Raw genomic sequence first — 19,595 nt, 5'->3', positions numbered from 1 at the left:
TGGGGGGGCCGGTCCGCGCGGTTTTCTACATGCCGGCCCCCCCCCCCCCCGGGCGCCTCTACCGCGGGCGTCGTTGCTCTGGAGGCCGACCAACGGTCGGCTCTACCCGGTTTGGGCGAGCCGGCCGGCACCCGTCCGGTCGGGTTACTTTGCTTTGAGCACGACCTTCGTGCTGATCGCGGTCTCGTTCGGAATGGTCTTGGTATCGGCCCAGTCGCCGCCGCCCACGCCGAAGTCCAGGCGCTTGACCGTGGCCTTGCCGGCCAGCACGGGCTGCGCGCCCGGGGTCCAGGTGAAGGTCAGGGTGACCGGCTTGCTCACGCCGCGCAGTTCCAGCGTGCCGTCGGCGGCGTACTGGTTGTTGCCCAGCGAGCGGAACTTGGTGGCGCTGTACTTGGCCTGGGCGAACTTGCCCACGTTGAAGAAGTCCGCGCCCTGCAGGGTCGAATCGCGGTCGCTGTTGCCGCTCTTGGCGCTGGCCAGCGGAATGGTCACTTCCAGCTTGGCATCGTCCAGCTTGGCCGGATCGAAGCTGATCCGGGTATCGAAGCCCGGGAAGGTGCCGGTGAACACTTCGCCGTCGTACTTGGTGGCGAAGGCCAGTACCGAGCCAGGCGCCTGCACGTAATCGGCGGCCAGGACCGGGGCGGTGGCCAGCAGGCCGGCCAGGGCGGCGGCGACCGCGGCGGGGGAGGTGAGCTTGATGTTCATGGTCAATCCTTCTGGGGGGAGGCAAGCCAGCGCTGCGGGAGCATGCGCGCAAGCGTGGCATCGCGTTGGTAAAAATGGTGATAAAGCGCGGCACCGGCATGGGCCAGGACCACGGCGATCAGCAGCCAGAAGCCCCACTCATGGATGGCGTGCGAGATCTGGGTGACGCGTTCGTCCGGTGGGCTCAGCTTCGGCACGTCGACCAGGCCGAACCAGCGGAACGGGCGCAGGCCGCTGGCCGAGTCGTACAGCCAGCCCGACAGCGGAATGCCGAACATCAGCACGTACAGCAGCCAATGCGTGGCCGAGGCGATGCGCTCCTGCCAGGTCGGCGTGCCTGGGACCGGATGGGGTGCGCCGGCGTACAGGCGCCACAGCAGGCGGGTCACGACCAGCGCCAGCACGGTGATGCCGATCGATTTGTGCATGGTGTAGACCCAGAAGTACTTCGGGGTCTTGGGCAGTTCGCCCATGGTCAGCCCGACGATGCCGAGGGCGAGGATCAGCACGGCGATCAGCCAGTGCAGGGTCTGGCTGACACCGCCCCAGCGGGTCGGCGTGTTCTTGGCGGTCATGGCGTGGTCTCCTGGACCGGCTGTGGGGTATCTGAGTCGATTGGCGCGGCCGGAGTTCCCGGCGCATCGGTGGGCGCGGCATCGGCAGGATCGCCGGCGTTGCGATCACGCACGGCTTCGGCCTCGATCCGCAGCTGCACCTCATCGCCGATCATCGAGGCCCAGCCATCCACGCCGAAGGCACTGCGGCTGAGCGTGGCGGTGGCCGAGAAGCCGGCGGTACGGCGGAACGGCGGCAGTGGATGGCGCTTGAGCGCATTGAGGGTGACGGCCAGCGTGACCTCGCGGGTCACCCCCCGTACGGTGAGCTGGCCGGTAACGTTGGCGTGGGTCGGATCGATGGGCTCGACATGCGTGGAGACGAACCGCGCCTGGGGGAAGCGCTCACCGTCGAGCAGGTTGCGCGCCAGCGTGGCGGTGTTCCATTTGTCATCGCCCAGGTCCAGCCGCTGGATCGGTACGCTGACCTCCAGGCGTGCCGTGCGCCAGTCGTCCGGGTCGAATACCAGCACGCCTTCGCTGCCGGACACGGTGCCCAGCGCATGGGAGAAGCCGGCATGCTCCACCGCGAACAGCACGCGGGTATGCACCGGATCGATGCGGTAGCTGTCGGGGGCGGCAGTGGCGAGCAGCGGGGTGGCGGCCAGCAGCAGGGAAAGTTTCAGGCGCTTGAGCACGGCGCAGCCTCCATCAGGGTCTGGGGCGATCATACGCACAGCCACGTCATCGGATGCAGCGTCATGGCTGCAACAGATCGTGGTGCGGCGGACAACAGCGCCGCCCGCCTGTGCTGTCTCGCTCGCCCAGGGCGGAAACAGCCCGTTCCATCCACGGCAGCCGACTCAGAATGCGGACACCGTCCTGATCGCTGTGTGACAATCCGCACCAACAGGGAGACCGGATCGATGAGCACGCGCCGCTGGGGTGCAGGCATCGTGCTGTTGGGGCTGTGGTTGTGCGCAGTGCCGCCAGTGTTGGAAGCCGCAGGGACATCGGCAGAAACGCCACGCTTGCGCCGTCTGGGCGCGGCCGAGGGCATGCCGTCGCGCATGGTGCTGGCGCTGGCCCAGGATCGCCAGGGCTATATCTGGGCCGGTACCGACGATGGCCTGGCCCGCGTGGACGGCGTTGGCCTGCGGGTGTGGCGGCATGATCCGGACGCGCCCGGCTCGCTGCCCGGCAACGAAGTGGAAACCCTGCTCATCGATCCACAGGACCGGGTCTGGGTGGGCAGCAATGGGGTTGGCCTGAGCATGCTCGGCCCCGACCGCAGCGCGTTCGCGCGGTTCCCCGAGCTCAATGCCGCGTGCGAGGGCCAGTTCTGGTCGCTGGCCTATGCCGCCCAATCGCTGTGGATCGGCACCAACCAGCACGGCATCTGCCGCCGCAGCGAGGACGGCACGCTGGTCAGGTACCAAGCCGCGCCGGACGATCCGCGCAGCCTTCCCGACAACACCATCTACAGTCTGTTGGCCGATCCGCAAGGGCGTGTCTGGGTAGGCACTTCCAATGGCGTTGCCCGTTGGGATGGCGATCGCTTCACCCGGATCGCGCCGGCCCTGCTCGGTGGAAAAAGCGTGTTCCGCCTCACCCGTGAGCCTGATGGCACGGTCTGGGCGGGCACCGAAGGTGGGCTGTTCCAGATCGGTGCCGATGATCAGGTCCGGCCCGCACCCTGGACGCTCAGTGCCGATGTGCGTGCGGCCACGGTCATCCATGACCGCAATGGCGGCTATTGGCTGGGCACGGCTGATGGCCTGTACCGCGGCGATGCGAGTGCGGTGCGGCTGCTCGCCGGCGACGCCGGCAGTGGCTTCCTGACCGCGCGCAGCGGCGTGCTGGACATGCTGCAGGACCACGAAGGTGGACTGTGGGTGGCGATGTTGACCCAGGGGCTGGCGTATCTGCCGCCAGACTGGAAGCGCTTCTCCAGCTGGTACCAGCTCGACGGCAAGCCATTGGACAGCGCCTATCTGCTCGGCGCGGCAGCGCTGGGCGATACGTATTACATCTCCGGTGCGCACGGTCTCTATACGCTGGATGCGCAGGGCCAGCTGCGCCAGATCGCTGACGACAAACAGATCGGCGTGGGCGCGGCGTGGTCGCTGCTGCCGCGCGAAGATGGTGCGGTGTGGATCGGACGCGCCGGTCGATTGAGCCTCTATCAACCCGCCACGCGCACGCTGCGCGAGTGGAAGATCGGTGGCGGGGCGGACGTGCGCCAACGCATCGATCTGATCCGTCAGGCGCCGAATGGCGACCTGTGGCTGTCGATCATGAACTTCGGCATCCAGCGTCGGGATGCCCAGGGCAACGTGCTGGACACCATCCGCAATGACCAGCACCGTGGGCTGACCGAGAACCCGGTTGAACAGATGGTGTTCGATCCGCGTGGGCAGCTGTGGGTGATGGGCGACAGCATGGGCTTGATGCGGTGGCGCAATGGCCGCTTCGAGCAGGTGCCGGGCGTTTCCCGCGGCAGCATCTACGATGCGGCCTGGACCGGCCCGGATGAACTGTGGCTGGCACGCCAGGGCGCGCTGGAGCGCTATCGCTGGGATGGCCTGAGCATGAGCCTGCGCGAACGTGTCGGCGCTGCCCAGGGCCTGCCTGCTGTGTCGATGGGCGGGCTGGCGCTGGGCAGGCACGGGCAGGTCTGGGCAACCACCCCGCGTGGGTTGATCTGCTGGCAGGGCGCCGAGCGTCGGCTGCGCTTGTATGGCGAACGCGATGGGCTGCCGGATGTGGAGTTCAGCAACCGCCCGCCGGTGCAGGCACGCGACGGTCGTGTCCTGGCAGTGACCGCGACCGGGTTGGTCGGCTTCGATCCGGATGCGGCGGACATGCTGTTGCCGCCATCGCAGCTGGTGATCGACAGCGTGCAGGTCCGCCGCGACGATGCCGAAGGGCAGCAGATGCTGCCGACGCAGGCACCGATCGTGCTGGGGCCGCAGGACCGCGATCTGATCGTGTCCGCGCGTCTGCTTTCATTCGCCAACCCGCACGGCAACCGCTATCGCTACCGGGTGTCCGGCTATGACCAGAACTGGGTGATGCAGGCGGCCGACGGCGAACGCCTGCTCTCGCGCCTGCCCGCCGGGCACTATCGCATCGAGGTGCAGGCCGCGACTTCGCAGGGCGCGTGGACGCCGCCCAGCACGCTGGATCTGGAGGTGCGTCCGCCATGGTGGCGCAGTGGCTGGGCGATCGTGGGCTATGCGCTGCTGGGCCTGATCGGGATCGCCGCGCTGGCGTACGTGGCACGTGCGCGCCTGCGCCGTCGCCAGCAATGGCAGCTGACGGTGCACAAACAACAGTTGGCCGAGCAGGCGTCACAGGCCAAGAGCCGGTTCTTGGCCACGCTGGGGCATGAAGTGCGCACGCCGATGACCGGTGTGCTGGGCATGAGCGAACTGCTGCTGTCCACCTCGCTGGATGACGTGCAGCGCGGCTACGCCGGCTCGATCCAGCATGCCGGCAAACACCTGCTGCGGCTGGTCAACGACGCGCTGGATCTGGCCCGCATCGAGGCTGGGCGACTGGAACTGGATCTGCGGCCGTTCGATCTGATGTCGTTGCTGGACCAGGTCGAGGCCTTGATGGAACCGATGGCCCATCATCGCGGCCTGGCCTTCGAGCGCAGCTTCAACCTGCCCGGTCCGGTGCAGGTCAGTGGCGACGAGATGCGCGTGCGCCAGATCCTGATGAACCTGCTCGGCAACGCGATCAAGTTCACCGAGCATGGCCATGTGGGCCTTGGCGTCGAGCTGCTCGACGGCGGGCGCGCGATCATCTTCGAGGTCTCCGATACGGGGCCGGGCATCAACCAGGACCAGCAGGAGCGGTTGTTCCACCGCTTCGAACAGGCCGATGGCCCTCGCACCGCATCGCGTTATGGCGGCAGCGGCCTGGGCCTGGCGATCTGCCAGGAACTGGCGGTGGCGATGGGCGGCCACATCCGGATCGACAGCCGGCTGGGCGATGGCGCCCGCTTCTCCGTTGAACTGCCGCTGCCGTGGACCGTGCAGTCGGCTGCGGCGTCGGGTGAAACCGGCCTGGAGACGCGCACGCAGCTGCCGCCCCTGCGCATCCTGCTGGTGGAGGACGATGCCACCGTGGCCGATGTGATCGCCGGGCTGCTGCGCACCCGTGGGCATGACGTGGTGCATGTGCTGCACGGCTTGGCGGCATTGTCCGAAGTCGCTGCGGGGAGCTTCGATGTCGGGTTGCTCGATCTGGATCTGCCGGCGCTGGATGGTATTGCCATTGCCGGACAGCTGCGCGCAATGGGCTATGAGCTTCCTTTGATCGCGGTGACCGCACGCTCGGATGCCTACGCCGAGCAGCAGGTGCGGGCGGCCGGATTCAACGGTTTCCTGCGCAAGCCGGTGACCGGTGACATGCTGATCGATGCGATCGTGCTGGCCCGCGCCGGGAAGTCGCCGCGACACTGATCAGCCGAGGCGCTGTGCGCATCGGTGCGATCAATGCCATTCCTCGAAGTTTCTTTTTTGATCTGAAATTTCATTGATCGGACTGTGACCGGGTCCAGATCCTGCCAGCCCTCTTCGCGTGGCTTCGACATACCGTGCTGTTCATGCCGGAGAGCAAGGTCGGGGTACGCGTGGGGGGAGGCCGATCCGCACCGATGGGCAATCGCTGGGCTGCGGTGATGCTGGCTCTCGTGCTCTGGCTGCCGGTCCCTGTTCTGGCCGGCGATCCCGTCACGGCGCCCTGGCCCCGGCCGCTGGGCCCTGCAGACGCGCTGCCGACTGCGGCGCTGCGTGCGGTCGTGGAAGACCACGACGGCTATCTGTGGTTCGCCAGCGACGATGGACTGCTGCGCTTTGATGGTCATCGTTTCAGCGCGTGGCGAAGGGAGCAGGGGCTGCCGGATGTGGACGTGCGCGCGCTGCATCTCGATGCGCAGAACCAGCTCTGGCTGGCGACCGCCTCGCAGGGCCTGCTGACGCTGTCTGCTGATCGCCGCGTGATCCAGAGCATGCCGGGCAATGGCGCGGTGGTCCTGCCCCGCATCGGCGTCGAGCAGATCGCCAGCACCCCCGACGGTGTGGTGTGGGTGGGTACCCTCGACGATGGCCTGTTCGCACGGCAGCCTGACGGCCGTTGGCAACGCGTGCCGTTGCAGCTGCACGGTGGCCCCGTGCGCCGGGTGACTGCCCTGATCACCGACCACCAGGGACGGCTCTGGATCGGGACGCCGGCGGGGGCACTGCGGCGTGAGGAACATCGTTTCATCCAGGTACCGCTGCACGATGACCAGCACGTTGACGTGCACGTGCTCTGGCCCGATCCGGACGGCGGGGTGTGGGTGCGCACATCGCGGGGCGTCCACCGGTGGCGCGACGGCGCGGTGCATCGGATGCCGGAGGACACGGAGATGCCGGTGCTGCGCAGTACCGCGGGCGACCTCTGGAGCGCCGGCGCAAGCGGACTGCGACTTCACGCGCGCGGGCAGACGTCGCAGCCGGTGCCGCTGCGTGGATACTCCGGGGCCGTGATGAGCACTGCCGTGGTCAGCCAGGCGATGGAGGACCGGGTCGGCGGTCTGTGGTGGCTCGGCCGCGGCGAGGGCCTGTGGCACCTGCCGGCGCGGTGGCGCCAGTTCACGCTGCTGGCGGCCGCCCGTGACGGTTGGCCCGGACTCGATGGCGACCACGTGCTGGCCCTGGCGCCCGCCGATGGCAGGCGGGTGTGGATCGCCAGCGACCACGGGCGCCTGCAGCGCGTGGACACGGTGAGCGGGCGTAGTGACCTGGGTCTCGACTACCGCCCCGATCACCTGCGTGCGGGCACCGTGGCGATCGCCGAAGACCGTCGCGGTCAGGTATGGGTGGCCAGTGGCAACACGTTGTCGCGCTACCTGCCGGGCAGCGGTGGGCGCCGTCACTGGTTGTTGGGCGTGGACGGCGATGCGGGGAGGGTCGATCTGCAGGCCTGCGGCGACGGATCGTTGTGGCTCGGCCGTGCCGACCGTATCCAGCGACGCGATGCCGACGGTGTGCTGCAGTTGTCCGCCGCGCCGCACACCCTCGGGTTGGTGCCACCGAGCCACGGCCCCCAGTTGCTGTGCGATGACAATGGCCTGTTGTGGGCAACCGACCGCAGCGGCATCAAACGCTGGCTGCCGGCACAGGGACGTTTCGCCGCCGTCGAGGGAGCGCCGCGCGGTGAAGCCGGGGCGATCGCCCGCGGCGAGGATGGCCACTACTGGATCAGCAGCCTCGGGGTACTGCGCCGCTACCGCTGGGATGGCCAGCAGCTGCGCAAGACCCACAGCTTCGGCCCCACGCACGGGTACCCGCGTCTGCTGGCACGCGCACTGGTGGTCGACGCAGCGGGCATTGCATGGGCAGGCGATGCACGTGGCCTGATCCGGGTTGACCCGCATGGCGGCGGCGTACGTCAGTTCGGCGGCGATGAGGGGCTGCCGGCCCAGGGCGTGCTGCCGCACGGTCTGGTGCGCGCCGCCGAGGGTCGGCTCGCCGCAGCGGTCAGCGAAGGCGGGCTGTTGCTGATCGATCCGGCCGGTGTCGCGGGCCCTGAACGCGCGCCGGGCCTGGTCATCCATGCGATCACCGCTCGCCGTGGCAAGGCGCAGATCACGCTGCCGGTCGGCGCCGGCCCGGTGCCGCTCACCGGCGCTGATCGGCACGTGCGCGTTGCCGCGCGGCTGCTCAGTGGCGGTGCGCCGTCGCACATGCAGTATCGGTTCCGGCTGCAGGATCACGAGGCCCAGTGGCAGGAAAGTGATGCCACCGGCCTGCGCGTGTTCGAGCGTCTGCCGGTGGGGCTGCAGACGCTGGAGGTGCAGGCCCGGCAGGCAAACGGCCGGTGGTCGCCGGTGCGCCGGGTGACATTGCAGGTGGCCCCGGCATGGTGGCAGGCGCCGCCGGCCCGGTGGGCAGCCACGGCCGCCGGGCTGGGCGCGGTGTGGCTCTGGGGATGGCGCTTGCACGTACGCCGCGGTCGACAGCGGCGCTGGCGCTGGCTGCGCGCCCGGCAGGGGCATGCCGAGCGCGCATCCGTGCAGCGCACCCGCTTCCTGACCATGCTGGGGACCCGCATCCGGGTGCCGATGACCGCGGTGCTGGGATGGAGCGAACTGCTGCTGCGCTTACCGCTTCCGCCACCCCAGCGCAGCCGGGTCAGCAGCCTGCACTACGCCGGCGAACACCTGCTGCGGCTGATGGATGACGCGCTGGACATGGCAAGCATCGAATCGGGGGAACTGCAGTTGCAGCCTGCACCGTTCGTGCTGCAGCAGATGATCGAAGCGCTGCACGCGCTGCTGCTGCCGGTGGCGCAGGGCAAGGCGCTTGCGCTGGAGTGGCACAGCACGCTGCCGGCCTCGGCGTGTGTCATCGGCGATGCGCGTCGCCTGCGCCAGATCCTGCTCAACCTGCTCGGCAACGCGCTGAAGTTCACCGCACGGGGAACGGTACGGCTGGAGGCGCACGGCGTAAGCGATGGCCAAGGGGTCGTGCTGCGGGTGTGCGATACCGGGCCGGGCATGACGCCGGCGCAGTGCCAGCGCCTGTTCCAGCGTTTCGAACAGGCCGATGGCGCGCGGACCGCGGCCCGTTACGGCGGCAGTGGGCTGGGATTGTCGATCTCACGCGATCTGGCGGTGGCCATGGGCGGCGATATCACCGTGACCAGCGTTCCCGGCCAGGGCACCTGTTTCCAGGTGGCGCTGCCATTGCCGCGCGGTGAGCTCCCCACCGCCATCGTGGCATCGTGTGCGCCGCCGGGACCGGCTGCGGCCGGCGCACTGCGGGTGCTGGTGGTCTGTCCGTCAGCGGTCGTTGCCGAAGTGCTGCTGGCCATGCTGGCCTCTCTGGGCCATCTGCCCGTGCACTTTTCTGGCGCGGATGCATTGCCGCCCACCGCCGCGGACGGCGCGGGTTGGGACGTCATCGTGGTCGATCCAGCCCTTTGGATCGATGGCGAACGCGTGGGGGCACGCCTGTCGCGGAGGTGGCCGGGGGTGCCACGGGTTGCGCTGTCTGCGCGCGCGGATGCCGTTGCGCAGCGCGAGGCGATCGCGGCCGGCTTCGAGCTGTTCCTGCGCCTGCCGGTGAGCCGGGCGGCGTTGGGCGATGGGCTGGCCAGATGCCGGCGCAGCGCATGAGCGGCCTGCCGCACCCATGGCGCCGGTGCGGACGGTGGGGGCTGCTGTTCTGGCTGCTGCAGGCGTTTCCGGTGCTGGCGCTGTCCAGCCATGGCATACGGATGACGACAGTCGACGGATTGCCGTCCAACGTGGTGCATCAGATCGTGGAGGACCGCAAGGGCTATCTCTGGTTCGCGACCGGCGACGGCCTGGCGCGCTATGACGGCAGCGGGTTCCGGATCTGGCGGATGGAACACGGTCTGGCCGACAACGTGGTGCGCAGCCTGGCCCTCGATGGCCGTGACCAGCTATGGATCGGCACCGGCAACGGTTATCTGCAGCGTCTTTCGTCGGACCGCCAACAGTTCGCCCGGTGGGCGGGGCCGCCGGCACCCACCGTGGCGGCCAGCCCGATTCTGGCGATCCAGCCCATGGACGATGGCAGCGTCTGGTTTGGTACCCGCGATGCCGGTCTGTTCCGGCTCGACCGCGATCACCTCCTGCGTCAGCACCTGCCGGCCGCTGGCGGTGGTGGTTTGCCGTCGGCACGGGTGGAGTGGCTCGTGTCCGATCCGCACGGCGGCCTGTGGATCGGCAGTGCCGCCGGGCTGGCGAGATGGCAGCACGATCGGTTCCAGACGCCTGCGATGCTGGGGGCTTCCACGCGGCCGGTGACCGCGCTCGGCCTGGATTCGCAGGGGCGGTTGCATTCCAGCACGGCCGAGGGGTCGCGGGTGCGGCAGCTGCCGTCCTTGCAACCCGTTGCCGGGCACCGCACACCGGCCCGTTGGCTCGGGGCGGCGTGGCGCGGCGGGGACTGGTTCGGCGATGGCGACCAGGTGTGGTGGCAGGATCAGCACGGCCGGAACCACCACGCACTCCAACTGCCCCGGCCGCACGGGCGCGATGTGTCGCGCATCGGGCGGGTGTTCGAGGATCGGCAGGGGCGGGTCTGGTTGTCGGGAAGTCGCCAGGGCGTGTGGCGACTCGGCGCCCAGTGGCGGCACCTGGAGCGTTTTGCCGCACCGGCGGGACCCATCTCCGCTGCGGCAGGCAGCCTGGCCCCGACGGCAGATGGCCACGCATGGTGGGCACGCGGCGGCACACTCGCCCGTCTCTCGCCGGAGCAGGGCTTCTCCCACACGCGGTGGTCCTATGCACAGGATCCAGCCCGTGCCGATCGCCACGTGGTGGTTGAAGATCCGCAGGGCGTGGTGTGGGTCTTCGCGGCGCCGTGGCTGACCCGGTTCGATCCGTCGCGCCGGCGTCGGCAGCGCTGGCAGGTGGGGTCGGCCGGTGTGTCGTCGGGGACGTCGACGCAGGCCGCATTGCTGGCCTGTGGCGATCGGGTGTGGCTCGCCGGCAATGGCCGCGTGGAGCAGCGTTCGGGCGATGGCAGAGTCCTGGCCAGTGCTGCCTACGAGGCGGCGGGCCTGCGTCCGGGCGTAGCGGGGTTCGCGCTCCAGTGCAGCCCCGGCGGAGAGGTATGGCTGGGGGATGGCGAGGGTCTCAAACAGTGGCACGTGGCCGCCAGCCGTTTTCTCCCGGTGCCGGGCAGCGGGCGGCGGGAGATCGGCGCGCTGCATCTGGGCACCGATGGGTGGCTCTGGGCGGCCGATGCGGAAGGATGGTCGGCCTACCAGCATGCGCCTGGCCGCCCGCCTCACAGCCGGCGGGTTGACGCGGGGCAGGGAATACCAGCCGCATTGCCACGCGGATTGACCGACGCCCAGGATGGTGCGCTATGGGCCACTACGGCGCGCGGGGTGGTGCGTCTTGCCCCGGATCGCGGCAGTGCGCGGCTGTACACCGCCGATGATGGCCTGCCGATGATGGTGTTCGATAACGGACTGGTTGCTGCCGGAGCGCATCTGCTCGCCATGGAGGCCAAAGGCGACGTGCTCGTATTGCATCCGGCGGGCATGGTCGACGCCACGACGCCGGCCTCGCTGGTGATCGACCAGGTGAAGGTGCGCCGACAGCGGCGCTGGGTCGAGCTGCCTTCCACCGATCCGCTGCAGCTCAACGCCGATGATCGCGACATCCAGTTGTCGGCGCGCCTGCTGAGCGGCCGACCCGATGGGGTGACGGGGTATCGATTCCGGCTGCGGGGCGAAGACCCCGAATGGGTCCGCGCCGGGCGACGCGGCACGCGCGGCTTCCCCCGTCTGCCGGCCGGTGAGCATGTACTGGAATTCCAGGCACGTGACGTGGATGGGCAATGGTCGGCCCTGCAGCAGGTGCACCTGCATGTGGCCTACAACGGGTGGGCGCATCCCGGGGCGTGGGTGTTGCTGTGGCTGCTCGCCGCCAGTGCGGGCACGGTGCTGGTGTGGGCGCTGAGGCAGCGGCGGCAGCGCGCGCTCGCCTGGCGGGCCGCCACGCGTCGCCAGGCACGGGCCGAGCAGTCCGCGCAGGCCAAGGCGCGCTACATGGCCACGCTTGGGCATGAAGTCCGGACACCACTCACCGGTGTGCTTGGCATGAGCGAACTGCTGTTGACCACGCCGCTACCAGCCGGCGCGCACGAACAAGTGCTGCATATCCAGCAGGGCGGGCGTGCATTGCTGCAGGTGGTGGACGAGGCGTTGGAGATGGCCAGGCTGCAGGCCGGCAAGGTGACGCTGCATCCGCGGGGCTTTGCCATCGGGCCGTGGTGGGACGAGGTACACGCCGCCGTGGCCGGTGGTCTGGAGGCGGGGGGCTGCCGCCTCGCGTTGGCCCCGCCAGTGCAGCCCGGCGCCAGCGTCGTGGGCGACCCGGACCGGTTGCGGCAAGCCGTGGCACTGCTCGCGTGCGGGTTGGCAGAGCAGATCGGGGCAGTGCGGTTGACCCTGCGCATCGGCTGGCGGCCAGGCCGCAGTGGCCTGCTGATGGATGTGCTCGCCGAACCGGGGGCCTGTCCGTCTCCAGCGACGTTGCAGGTGCGCGAGGCGCTGGCCGATGTCGATGTACTGATCGGCGCGATGCACGGGCACGTGAGCGTGGTGCGGCTGCCTGATCACCGCTGGCAGGCCACGCTGAGTGTCCCGCTGGAAGGCTGCCAGCCGATCGAGCCCCACGCGGCGGTACCGCAGGGCGACGCGCTCGATGCCCTGCAGGTCATGCTGGTGGAAGATGATCCCCTGGTGGCCGAGGTGGTCGGCGCACTGCTGCGGCTGCGCGGTCACACCGTCGTCCATGCCGCGCACGCGCTGGCGGCACTGACCGCGCTGGCCCGCCCCGGCACACAGCTGATGCTGTTGGACCTGGACCTGCCGGGCATGGACGGGCTGTCATTGCTGCGCCTGCTGCGTCAGCAGGGCCAACGCCTGCCGGTACTGGTGCTCACGGCGCGACGGGAGCCGGACCTGGAGATGCAGGTCATCGCCGCAGGGGCGGACGGTGTAGTGCACAAGCCGCTGCAGGGCGATGTGCTGCACACGGCGATACAACGGCTCGCCTTGCCGCGCGTGGATCGTGCCGGCGCAGGGAACGGTTTACTATGCGGGGCGTTGCCCGACGACCGGGGTGGTCGGGGGTGACAGGCCCGTTCCGGGCGACGGCAGTGAATCGAGGGACAGACCCGGGAGAGCCATTGGTGTTGCGTGTGCTGTGGCCGTTGCTGATCGGCCTGTGTGTGCTCTGGCCGGCGCTTGCGTCGGCCCAGCCGGTACCGCCGACGCCGCGGCAGCTCACCGTGTTCGATGGCCTGCCATCCAACACCGTCAATCGCATGGCCGAGGATCGCTACGGCTATCTGTGGATTGCCACCAATGATGGCCTGGCCCGTTACGACGGCCGCAACTACCGCATCTGGCGTGCCGAGGACGGCCTGCGCGACAACCACGTCTGGAGCGTGCACGTGGATGCGCGCAATCAGCTGTGGATCGGCACGGAGAACGCCGGCCTGGCGATGATGTCGGCCGATCGCCGCGAGATCCGCTTCTACGATCGCGACAGCCATCCGGAAATCGGCAGCAACACGATCTGGAGCGTGGCGTCCACCCCGGACGGTGCGATCTGGTTCGGCACTTACCAGGGCGGCCTGCACCGGCTGGAGCGTGATGGCACGCTGACCCGCTTCATGCCCGAGCCGGGCAACCCGCGCAGCCTGCCGGCGGCATCGGTCGGCAATCTGGCCACCACCCTGGATGGCACCTTGTGGATCGGATCCAAAGCCGGCCTGGCGCGCTGGACCGGACACGATTTCGAACCGGTGCCCAGTGCCCAGTTGTCGGCGCGCGTCATCAATGGACTCACCGCCGAGCCCGATGGCAGCCTGTGGATCAGCAGCAATGTCGGGGTGGCGGTGCGCCGCCCGGATGGCCGCTTCGAACCGGCTCCCTGGGCCGTTGCCGATGGCGATCAGATCCTGGGCATGATGTTGCGCGACGAGCAGGGCGGGTATTGGCTGGACACCCGCTCGGGCCTGGGCCGTGCGATGGACGGTCAGTTCCAGCAGGTGCCACTGTACAGCGCGATCGCGCGCGGGCAGGTGCGGCCGAACTGGACCGGCGCTTACGAAGATCGCGAGGGCGGCATCTGGCTGGCCAGCACCAACGGCGGCCTGTGGCATCTGCTGCCGCGATGGTGGCAGTTCTCGGTGCTGTCGCGCCTGGAAGATGACCCGGCCTCGCTGCGCAATGCGTATGTGCTGGGCATGGGCGCAGCCGCCGACGGCGGCGTGTGGACGGTGGGTACGCATGGTGCCCTGGACAAGTTCGACCCGGTCAGCGGGAAGATCGAACAGCACCGGACCTGGGTGGACGGCACGCAATGGCTGCAGTCGGTGCTGGAGGATCCGCGCGGCCAGGTCTGGATCGGATCCTGGGACGCGCTGCTGCGCTATGACCCCCGGCAGAAGCGGATGCGGCGCTGGGGGCGCGACGCGGCGGTGGACGCCACGATGGAGGGCGCGATCGAATCATTGGCGTTGTGCGACGGGCAGCGCCTGTGGACGGCCTCGGCCAACGGGCTTCAGCAGCGCGATCTCGATGGACGCGTCCTGCATCGCGTCGCGCTCGGCCACGCCGGATTGAGCGCTGGCCAGAACGCGCTCGATATCCGGTGCGGTCCCCAGGACCGCCTGTGGGTGGCCACCGGGCGGGGGCTGCTGCAGTGGGTCGCGGCGCGCTCGCGTTTCGAGCCGCTGCCGGGTGGCCCCGCGGCGAGCGTGCATGCGATGGCGCTGGCCGGCGATGACAGTGTCTGGCTTTCCGAGGAAGGCAAGCTCTCGCACTACGGCTGGCAGGGCGATCGGTTGACCCTGCAGGAGGTGATCGGCAGCAGTGCCGGCTACCCCGCGATCACCGCCACCGGCCTGGTGGTGGACCGGCAGGGCGTGGTCTGGGCAGCAAATGCTCGCGGCCTGGTGCGTGTCGATCCGGAGGCGGGCAGCGTGCGCCAATACGGCGTACATGATGGCCTGCCCAGCCAGGAATTTCGCCGCCGCACGCTGACGCTGACCCCGAGTGGTCGGATCGTGGGTGGCACGCCTGCCGGGGTGGTGGTATTCGACCCGGCACAGGTCAAGCCGGCGACGCGACGCGCGCCCCTGGTGATCGAGCGGGTCGAGGTGCGTCGTGGCGAGCGTGTCCTGGACCTGACCCATGCGGTTCCGCTGGACATCGCCGACGGCGACCGCGATCTGCGGATCGTCGCGCGGCTGCTGTCCTTCGCCGATTCCACCTCGAACAACTACCGTTACCGGCTGGCCGGCTACGACCCGGATTGGGTGGAAGTGGGGCCCGGTGGCGAACGCCTGTTCTCGCGCCTGCCGCCGGGCCGCTACCGGCTGGAAATCCAGGCCCGTTCGGCCGACCACATCTGGTCGCGGGTGCAGGTGCTGGAGTTCCGGGTGTTGCCGCCGTGGTGGCGCAGCCTGTCGGGCCTGTTGCTGCTGACCTCGGCCGTGTTGCTGCTGCTCAGTCTGTTCGCCTGGTTGTACCGGCGCCGGCTGCAGCGCCGGCATGCGTACCAGTTGGCACTGCAGAAGCAGGAGCTGGCCGAGCAGGCTTCGATGGCCAAGACCCGTTTCCTGGCGAACCTGGGCCATGAGGTGCGCACGCCGATGACCGGGGTGCTGGGCATGAGCGAGCTGCTCTTGTCCTCGCCATTGAACCCCCAACAGCGCGGCTACACCGAGTCGATCCGCCACGCAGGCGAGCACCTGCTGCATCTGGTCAACGACGCGCTGGACCTGGCCCGGATCGAGTCGGGGCGCCTGGAACTGCAGGCGCAGCCGTTCCAGCTGCAGCGACCGATCGACGACGTCTGCGCGTTGATGGCCGCGCTGGCCGGGCAGAAGGGGCTGCGGTTCGTGGTCGACAACACCTTGCCGGCCGGCACCCGCACGGTCGGTGACGAGCTGCGCGTGCGCCAGATCCTGCTGAACCTGCTGGGCAACGCGGTCAAGTTCACCAGCCACGGCGAAGTACGGTTGACGTTGCGCGCGATCACGGCCGGCCGCGGGTTGCACATCGAGGTATCCGATACCGGGCCGGGCATCAGCACCGATCAACAGGAGCGACTGTTCCGCCGCTTCGAGCAGGCCGATGGCGCCCGCACCGCCGCGCAGTACGGGGGCAGCGGGCTGGGTCTGGCGATCTGCCGCGAGCTGGCACTGGCGATGCAGGGGCAGATCGGCGTGCAGAGCCAGCTCGGCGTGGGAACGCGTTTCACGGTGACCCTGCCGTTGCCCCTGGAGCAGGGAACGACCGGCGCGCCGGGCGCGGCCGAGGGCGAGCAGTGGGTATTGCCGCCGCTGCGCATCCTGCTGGTGGAGGACGATCTGACCGTGGCCGAAGTGGTCAGTGGCCTGCTATCGGCGCGTGGCCACCAGGTGGTCCATGCCGAGCACGCATTGGCGGCGCTGCGCGAGGTCAGCGAGGCACCGTTCGAGGTGGTGTTGATGGATCTGGATCTGCCAGGACTGGGCGGCATCGCCTTGGCTGAGCACCTGCGCAGCCAAGGGTTCGAGATGCCGCTGATCGCGGTCACGGCGCGCACCGATCCATCGATCGAGCAGCAGGCCCGCGACGCAGGCTTCGATGCCTTCCTGCGCAAGCCGGTCACCGGCGATCTGCTGGTGGAGGCGATCGCGCGCGTATTGCACGCCACCCGGTAGCAGCGGACCGGTGGTCCGCTGACGGTGCGTGCCCGCCGTTACTCGGCGACTTCCTCAACGTCGCGTGGCGAGGGCCGCGTGTCCGGCAGTTGCCAGAAGATCAGTGTGGAGGTCAGGGTGATGGCGCCGACGCAGACGAAGGTGGCGTGCAGCGCAGCCGTCGCGCCATGCGAAGCATCGAGATGATTGAACGCGGCGAGCAGGCTGCCGGCAGCGGCGGCACCAAAGCCGGTTGCGAGCATCATCACCATCGAAAGAAGACTGTTGCCGGCACTGGCGAAGTCGCGGTCCAGATCGCGCAGGGTCACGGTGTTCATCACGGTGAACTGAAGTGAATTGACGGCACCGAACAGGGCCAGCTGGATGATGCGGATCCACAGCGGCTGGCCGGGCGTCATGAAGATGAAACTGGCCATCGCCAGGCCGACCAGCACGGTATTGACCATGAGCACGCGGCGATAGCCGAAGCGCTCGACGAGCTTGACCGCGTACCGCTTGGAGACCATGCCTGCCGCGGCGACCGGGATCATCAACAGGCCGGCATTCATCGGGCTCATGCCCATGCCGACCTGCAACAGCAGTGGAATCAGCAGCGGCATGGCGCTGCTGCCGATACGTGAGAACAGGTTGCCGAGGATGCCGATGCGGTAGCTGGGCACGTGGAACAGCGCGAGCGAGAACAGCGGCGCCGTGGAGTTGGCGGCGTGCAGCCAGTAACCGACGAGGGCGGCCAGGCCGGCGACGGTCATGAGCATGACCAGTGCATGCGGGGTGGCCATGCCGGAGATGCCGTCCAGCGCGAGGGACAGTACGACCATGCCGAAGGCCAGCATGAGGTAGCCGGCGATGTCGAAGCGTGTGCGGTGTTCGGCGTAGTGGTCCGGCATGATCTTCATCGCCGCGACGTAGCCGATGATGCCGATCGGCAGGTTGATCAGGAACACCCAGTGCCAGGAGGCGACTTCGACGAGCCAGCCACCCAGGGTGGGGCCGATCAGCGGGCCGATCAGGGCGGGGATGGCGATGAAACTCATGGCGCGAAGGAATTCTTCGCGGGACACCGAGCGCATGACGGCCAGGCGGCCGACCGGCAACAGCATGGCACCACCGATGCCCTGCAGGACGCGGGCGCCGACGAGCTGGTGCAGGGTCTGGGCGAGCGCGCAGGCGAGCGAGCCGAGGGTGAACAGGATGATCGCGACAAGGAAGGTGCGTCGTGTGCCGAAGCGGTCGGCGATCCAGCCGGAGGCAGGGATGAAGGTGGCGACGGCCAGGGCGTAGCTGAAGACGACCGACTGCATCTGCAGCGGGCTTTCGCCGAGGCTGCGGGCCATGGCAGGCAATGCGGTGTTGACGATGGTGGAGTCCAGCATCTGCATGAAGATGGCCAGCGATACGAGCCACAACAGGGGCCGGATCGAGGCGTAGCTGCTGGTCGTCATGGTGCGGGCCTTCGTCAACGAGGGCGATATGATCGCCGATGTGGGATCAGGGTGTGGTCAAGAGCCGAAGCCGAAGCCGAAGCATCGGCTCGGTCGGTGTCGCGGAGAGGGTGCGGCACGGGTGGGTTGGCGGGACACGCCGTAAATCCGTCCATGGAGGCTCATGTCGCGCCATCCATGGCGCTCATGGTCCCGCCAACCCACCCGTGCCACACCCATGACCGTTGTCTGGCTGTCGGGGGAAGAGCGGACATGCAGGAAACCAGTCGCTCGTCTGGAATGGATGTAATGCCGGGACTGACATGGGTAGATCCACGCCATGCGTGGATGGCCGCGCGCAGCGCGGCAATGATTGGCACCCATCGCCTGCGGACGGCACGTGTGGTGCGTCTCGAGGGTGGAAACGAGCGCACGCGTCCTGGATGCAGAACGCGTGCGTCGTCGGCCAAGCCAGGGTAGTGCCGGCCGCTGTCCGGCTACCTGCCGATGGCGATCAGCGTCGGCTCAAGCGGTGTACAGCTTCCACCAGCACCTGGACATGGTCGGGATTCATGTCGGGCGACATGCCGTGGCCAAGGTTGAAGACGTGGCCTTCGCGCGAGCCGCCGTTGCCTTGGGCGTAGCTGTCGAGCACCTGGCCGGCGGCGCGTTCGATGGCGGCGGGATTGCCGTACAGGGTGGTGGGGTCGAGGTTGCCCTGCAGGGCGACGCGGCCGCCGGTGCGGGCGACGGCGTCGGCGAGGTCCAGCGTCCAGTCGACACCGAGGGCATCCGCGCCGGTGTCGGCGAGGGCGCCGAGATGCAGGCCGGTGCCTTTGCCGAACAGGATCAGCGGGGTGCGTTCGGCACCCTCACCGCGTTCGAGTTCCTGGGCGATGCGGGTCAGGTAGCGCAGGGAGAATTCGCGGTACATGGTGGGGCTGAGTACGCCGCCCCAGGTGTCGAACACCTGCAGGACCTGCGCGCCGGCCGCGCGCTGGGCGGCAAGGTAGGCGATCACCGCGTCGGTGACGACCGAGAGCAGCTGGTGCAGGGCGGCCGGTTCGTTCAGGGCCATCGCCTTGATGCGGGCGAAGTCCTTGCTGCCGCCGCCTTCGACCATGTAGCAGGCCAGCGTCCACGGGCTGCCGGAGAAGCCGATCAAGGGCACGCTGCCATCGAGTTCGCGGCGGATCACGCGGACGGCGTCCATCACGTAGCGCAGTTCGGTTTCCATGTCCGGCACGGCCAGCTTGGCGATGGCGGCCGCATCGCGGACGGGGTGGCGGAACTTCGGGCCTTCGCCTTCGACGAAGCACAGCTCCAGGCCCATCGCGTCGGGGATGGTGAGGATGTCCGAGAACAGGATGGCGGCATCGAGGTCGAAGCGGCGCAGCGGCTGCAGGGTGACTTCGCAGGCGATGTCCGGGTTCTTGGCCATCGCCAGGAAACTGCCGGCCTTGGCGCGGGTGGCGCGGTACTCGGGCAGGTAACGGCCGGCCTGGCGCATCAGCCAGACGGGGGTGCAGTCCACCGGTTCGCGGCGCAGGGCGTGCAGCAGGCGATCATGGCGGGAGGGGCTGGTCACGGAACGCTTCCTTGGGATCTGGTGGCGCGGGGCCGAAGGGGGGTATGGCGGTAGG

General features: G+C 69.0%; 9 protein-coding genes. 4 read left to right on the top strand and 5 right to left on the bottom strand.

Annotated features, from left to right (window positions below; genetic code table 11):
- Nucleotides 1-144 precede the first annotated feature (144 nt).
- From ABE571_RS16785 to ABE571_RS16775, 3 genes are read right to left on the bottom strand one after another with little or no spacing between them, the layout of a single operon-like run.
- Nucleotides 145-711 (bottom strand): YceI family protein, encoded by a 567-nt coding sequence (locus tag ABE571_RS16785; RefSeq protein WP_019186059.1) that lies wholly within the window; start codon nt 709-711, stop codon nt 145-147.
- Nucleotides 712-713: 2 nt separating this feature from the next.
- Nucleotides 714-1,286, bottom strand: coding sequence for a cytochrome b (locus tag ABE571_RS16780; RefSeq protein WP_313219756.1), 573 nt, complete (start codon nt 1,284-1,286; stop codon nt 714-716).
- The gene (locus tag ABE571_RS16775) at nt 1,283-1,996 is read right to left on the bottom strand and encodes a YceI family protein (RefSeq protein ID WP_346494222.1); all 714 of its coding nucleotides are present in this window, start codon (nt 1,994-1,996) and stop codon (nt 1,283-1,285) included. Before ABE571_RS16775 ends, ABE571_RS16780 begins: the two co-directional genes overlap by 4 nt.
- Before the next feature lie 195 nt (nt 1,997-2,191).
- Between ABE571_RS16775 and ABE571_RS16770 the strand changes: the two genes are divergently transcribed.
- The 4 genes from ABE571_RS16770 to ABE571_RS16755 all read left to right on the top strand — a co-directional run bounded on the left by ABE571_RS16770 (nt 2,192) and on the right by ABE571_RS16755 (nt 16,531).
- A complete protein-coding gene (locus tag ABE571_RS16770) occupies nt 2,192-5,740 on the top strand; it encodes an ATP-binding protein (RefSeq protein WP_346494220.1) in 3,549 nt (1,182 codons plus the stop codon).
- Between the two features lie 194 nt (nt 5,741-5,934).
- Complete coding sequence (locus ABE571_RS16765; RefSeq protein ID WP_346494218.1) at nt 5,935-9,441, top strand: ATP-binding protein; 3,507 nt, start codon at nt 5,935-5,937, stop codon at nt 9,439-9,441.
- Nucleotides 9,438-12,947, top strand: coding sequence for a response regulator (locus ABE571_RS16760; RefSeq protein ID WP_346494216.1), 3,510 nt, complete (start codon nt 9,438-9,440; stop codon nt 12,945-12,947). Before ABE571_RS16765 ends, ABE571_RS16760 begins: the two co-directional genes overlap by 4 nt.
- A gap of 53 nt (nt 12,948-13,000) precedes the next feature.
- The gene (locus ABE571_RS16755) at nt 13,001-16,531 is read left to right on the top strand and encodes an ATP-binding protein (protein ID WP_346463290.1); all 3,531 of its coding nucleotides are present in this window, start codon (nt 13,001-13,003) and stop codon (nt 16,529-16,531) included.
- Between the two features lie 38 nt (nt 16,532-16,569).
- On the opposite strand, the gene mdtD is transcribed toward ABE571_RS16755, so the two are convergent.
- The gene (mdtD, locus tag ABE571_RS16750) at nt 16,570-17,973 is read right to left on the bottom strand and encodes a multidrug transporter subunit MdtD (RefSeq protein WP_313210960.1); all 1,404 of its coding nucleotides are present in this window, start codon (nt 17,971-17,973) and stop codon (nt 16,570-16,572) included.
- 493 nt (nt 17,974-18,466) lie between these two features.
- Entirely contained in the window at nt 18,467-19,540 is a 1,074-nt protein-coding gene (gene hemE, locus ABE571_RS16745) for a uroporphyrinogen decarboxylase (protein ID WP_346494214.1), read from the bottom strand.
- Nucleotides 19,541-19,595 lie beyond the last annotated feature (55 nt).

It is taken from the genome of Stenotrophomonas sp. TWI273 (genome assembly GCF_039674765.1).
Taxonomy (GTDB): Bacteria; Pseudomonadota; Gammaproteobacteria; order Xanthomonadales; family Xanthomonadaceae; genus Stenotrophomonas.
The sequence above is the reverse complement of the archived record's forward strand: the minus strand, read 5'-3'. Positions and strand labels throughout refer to the sequence as shown.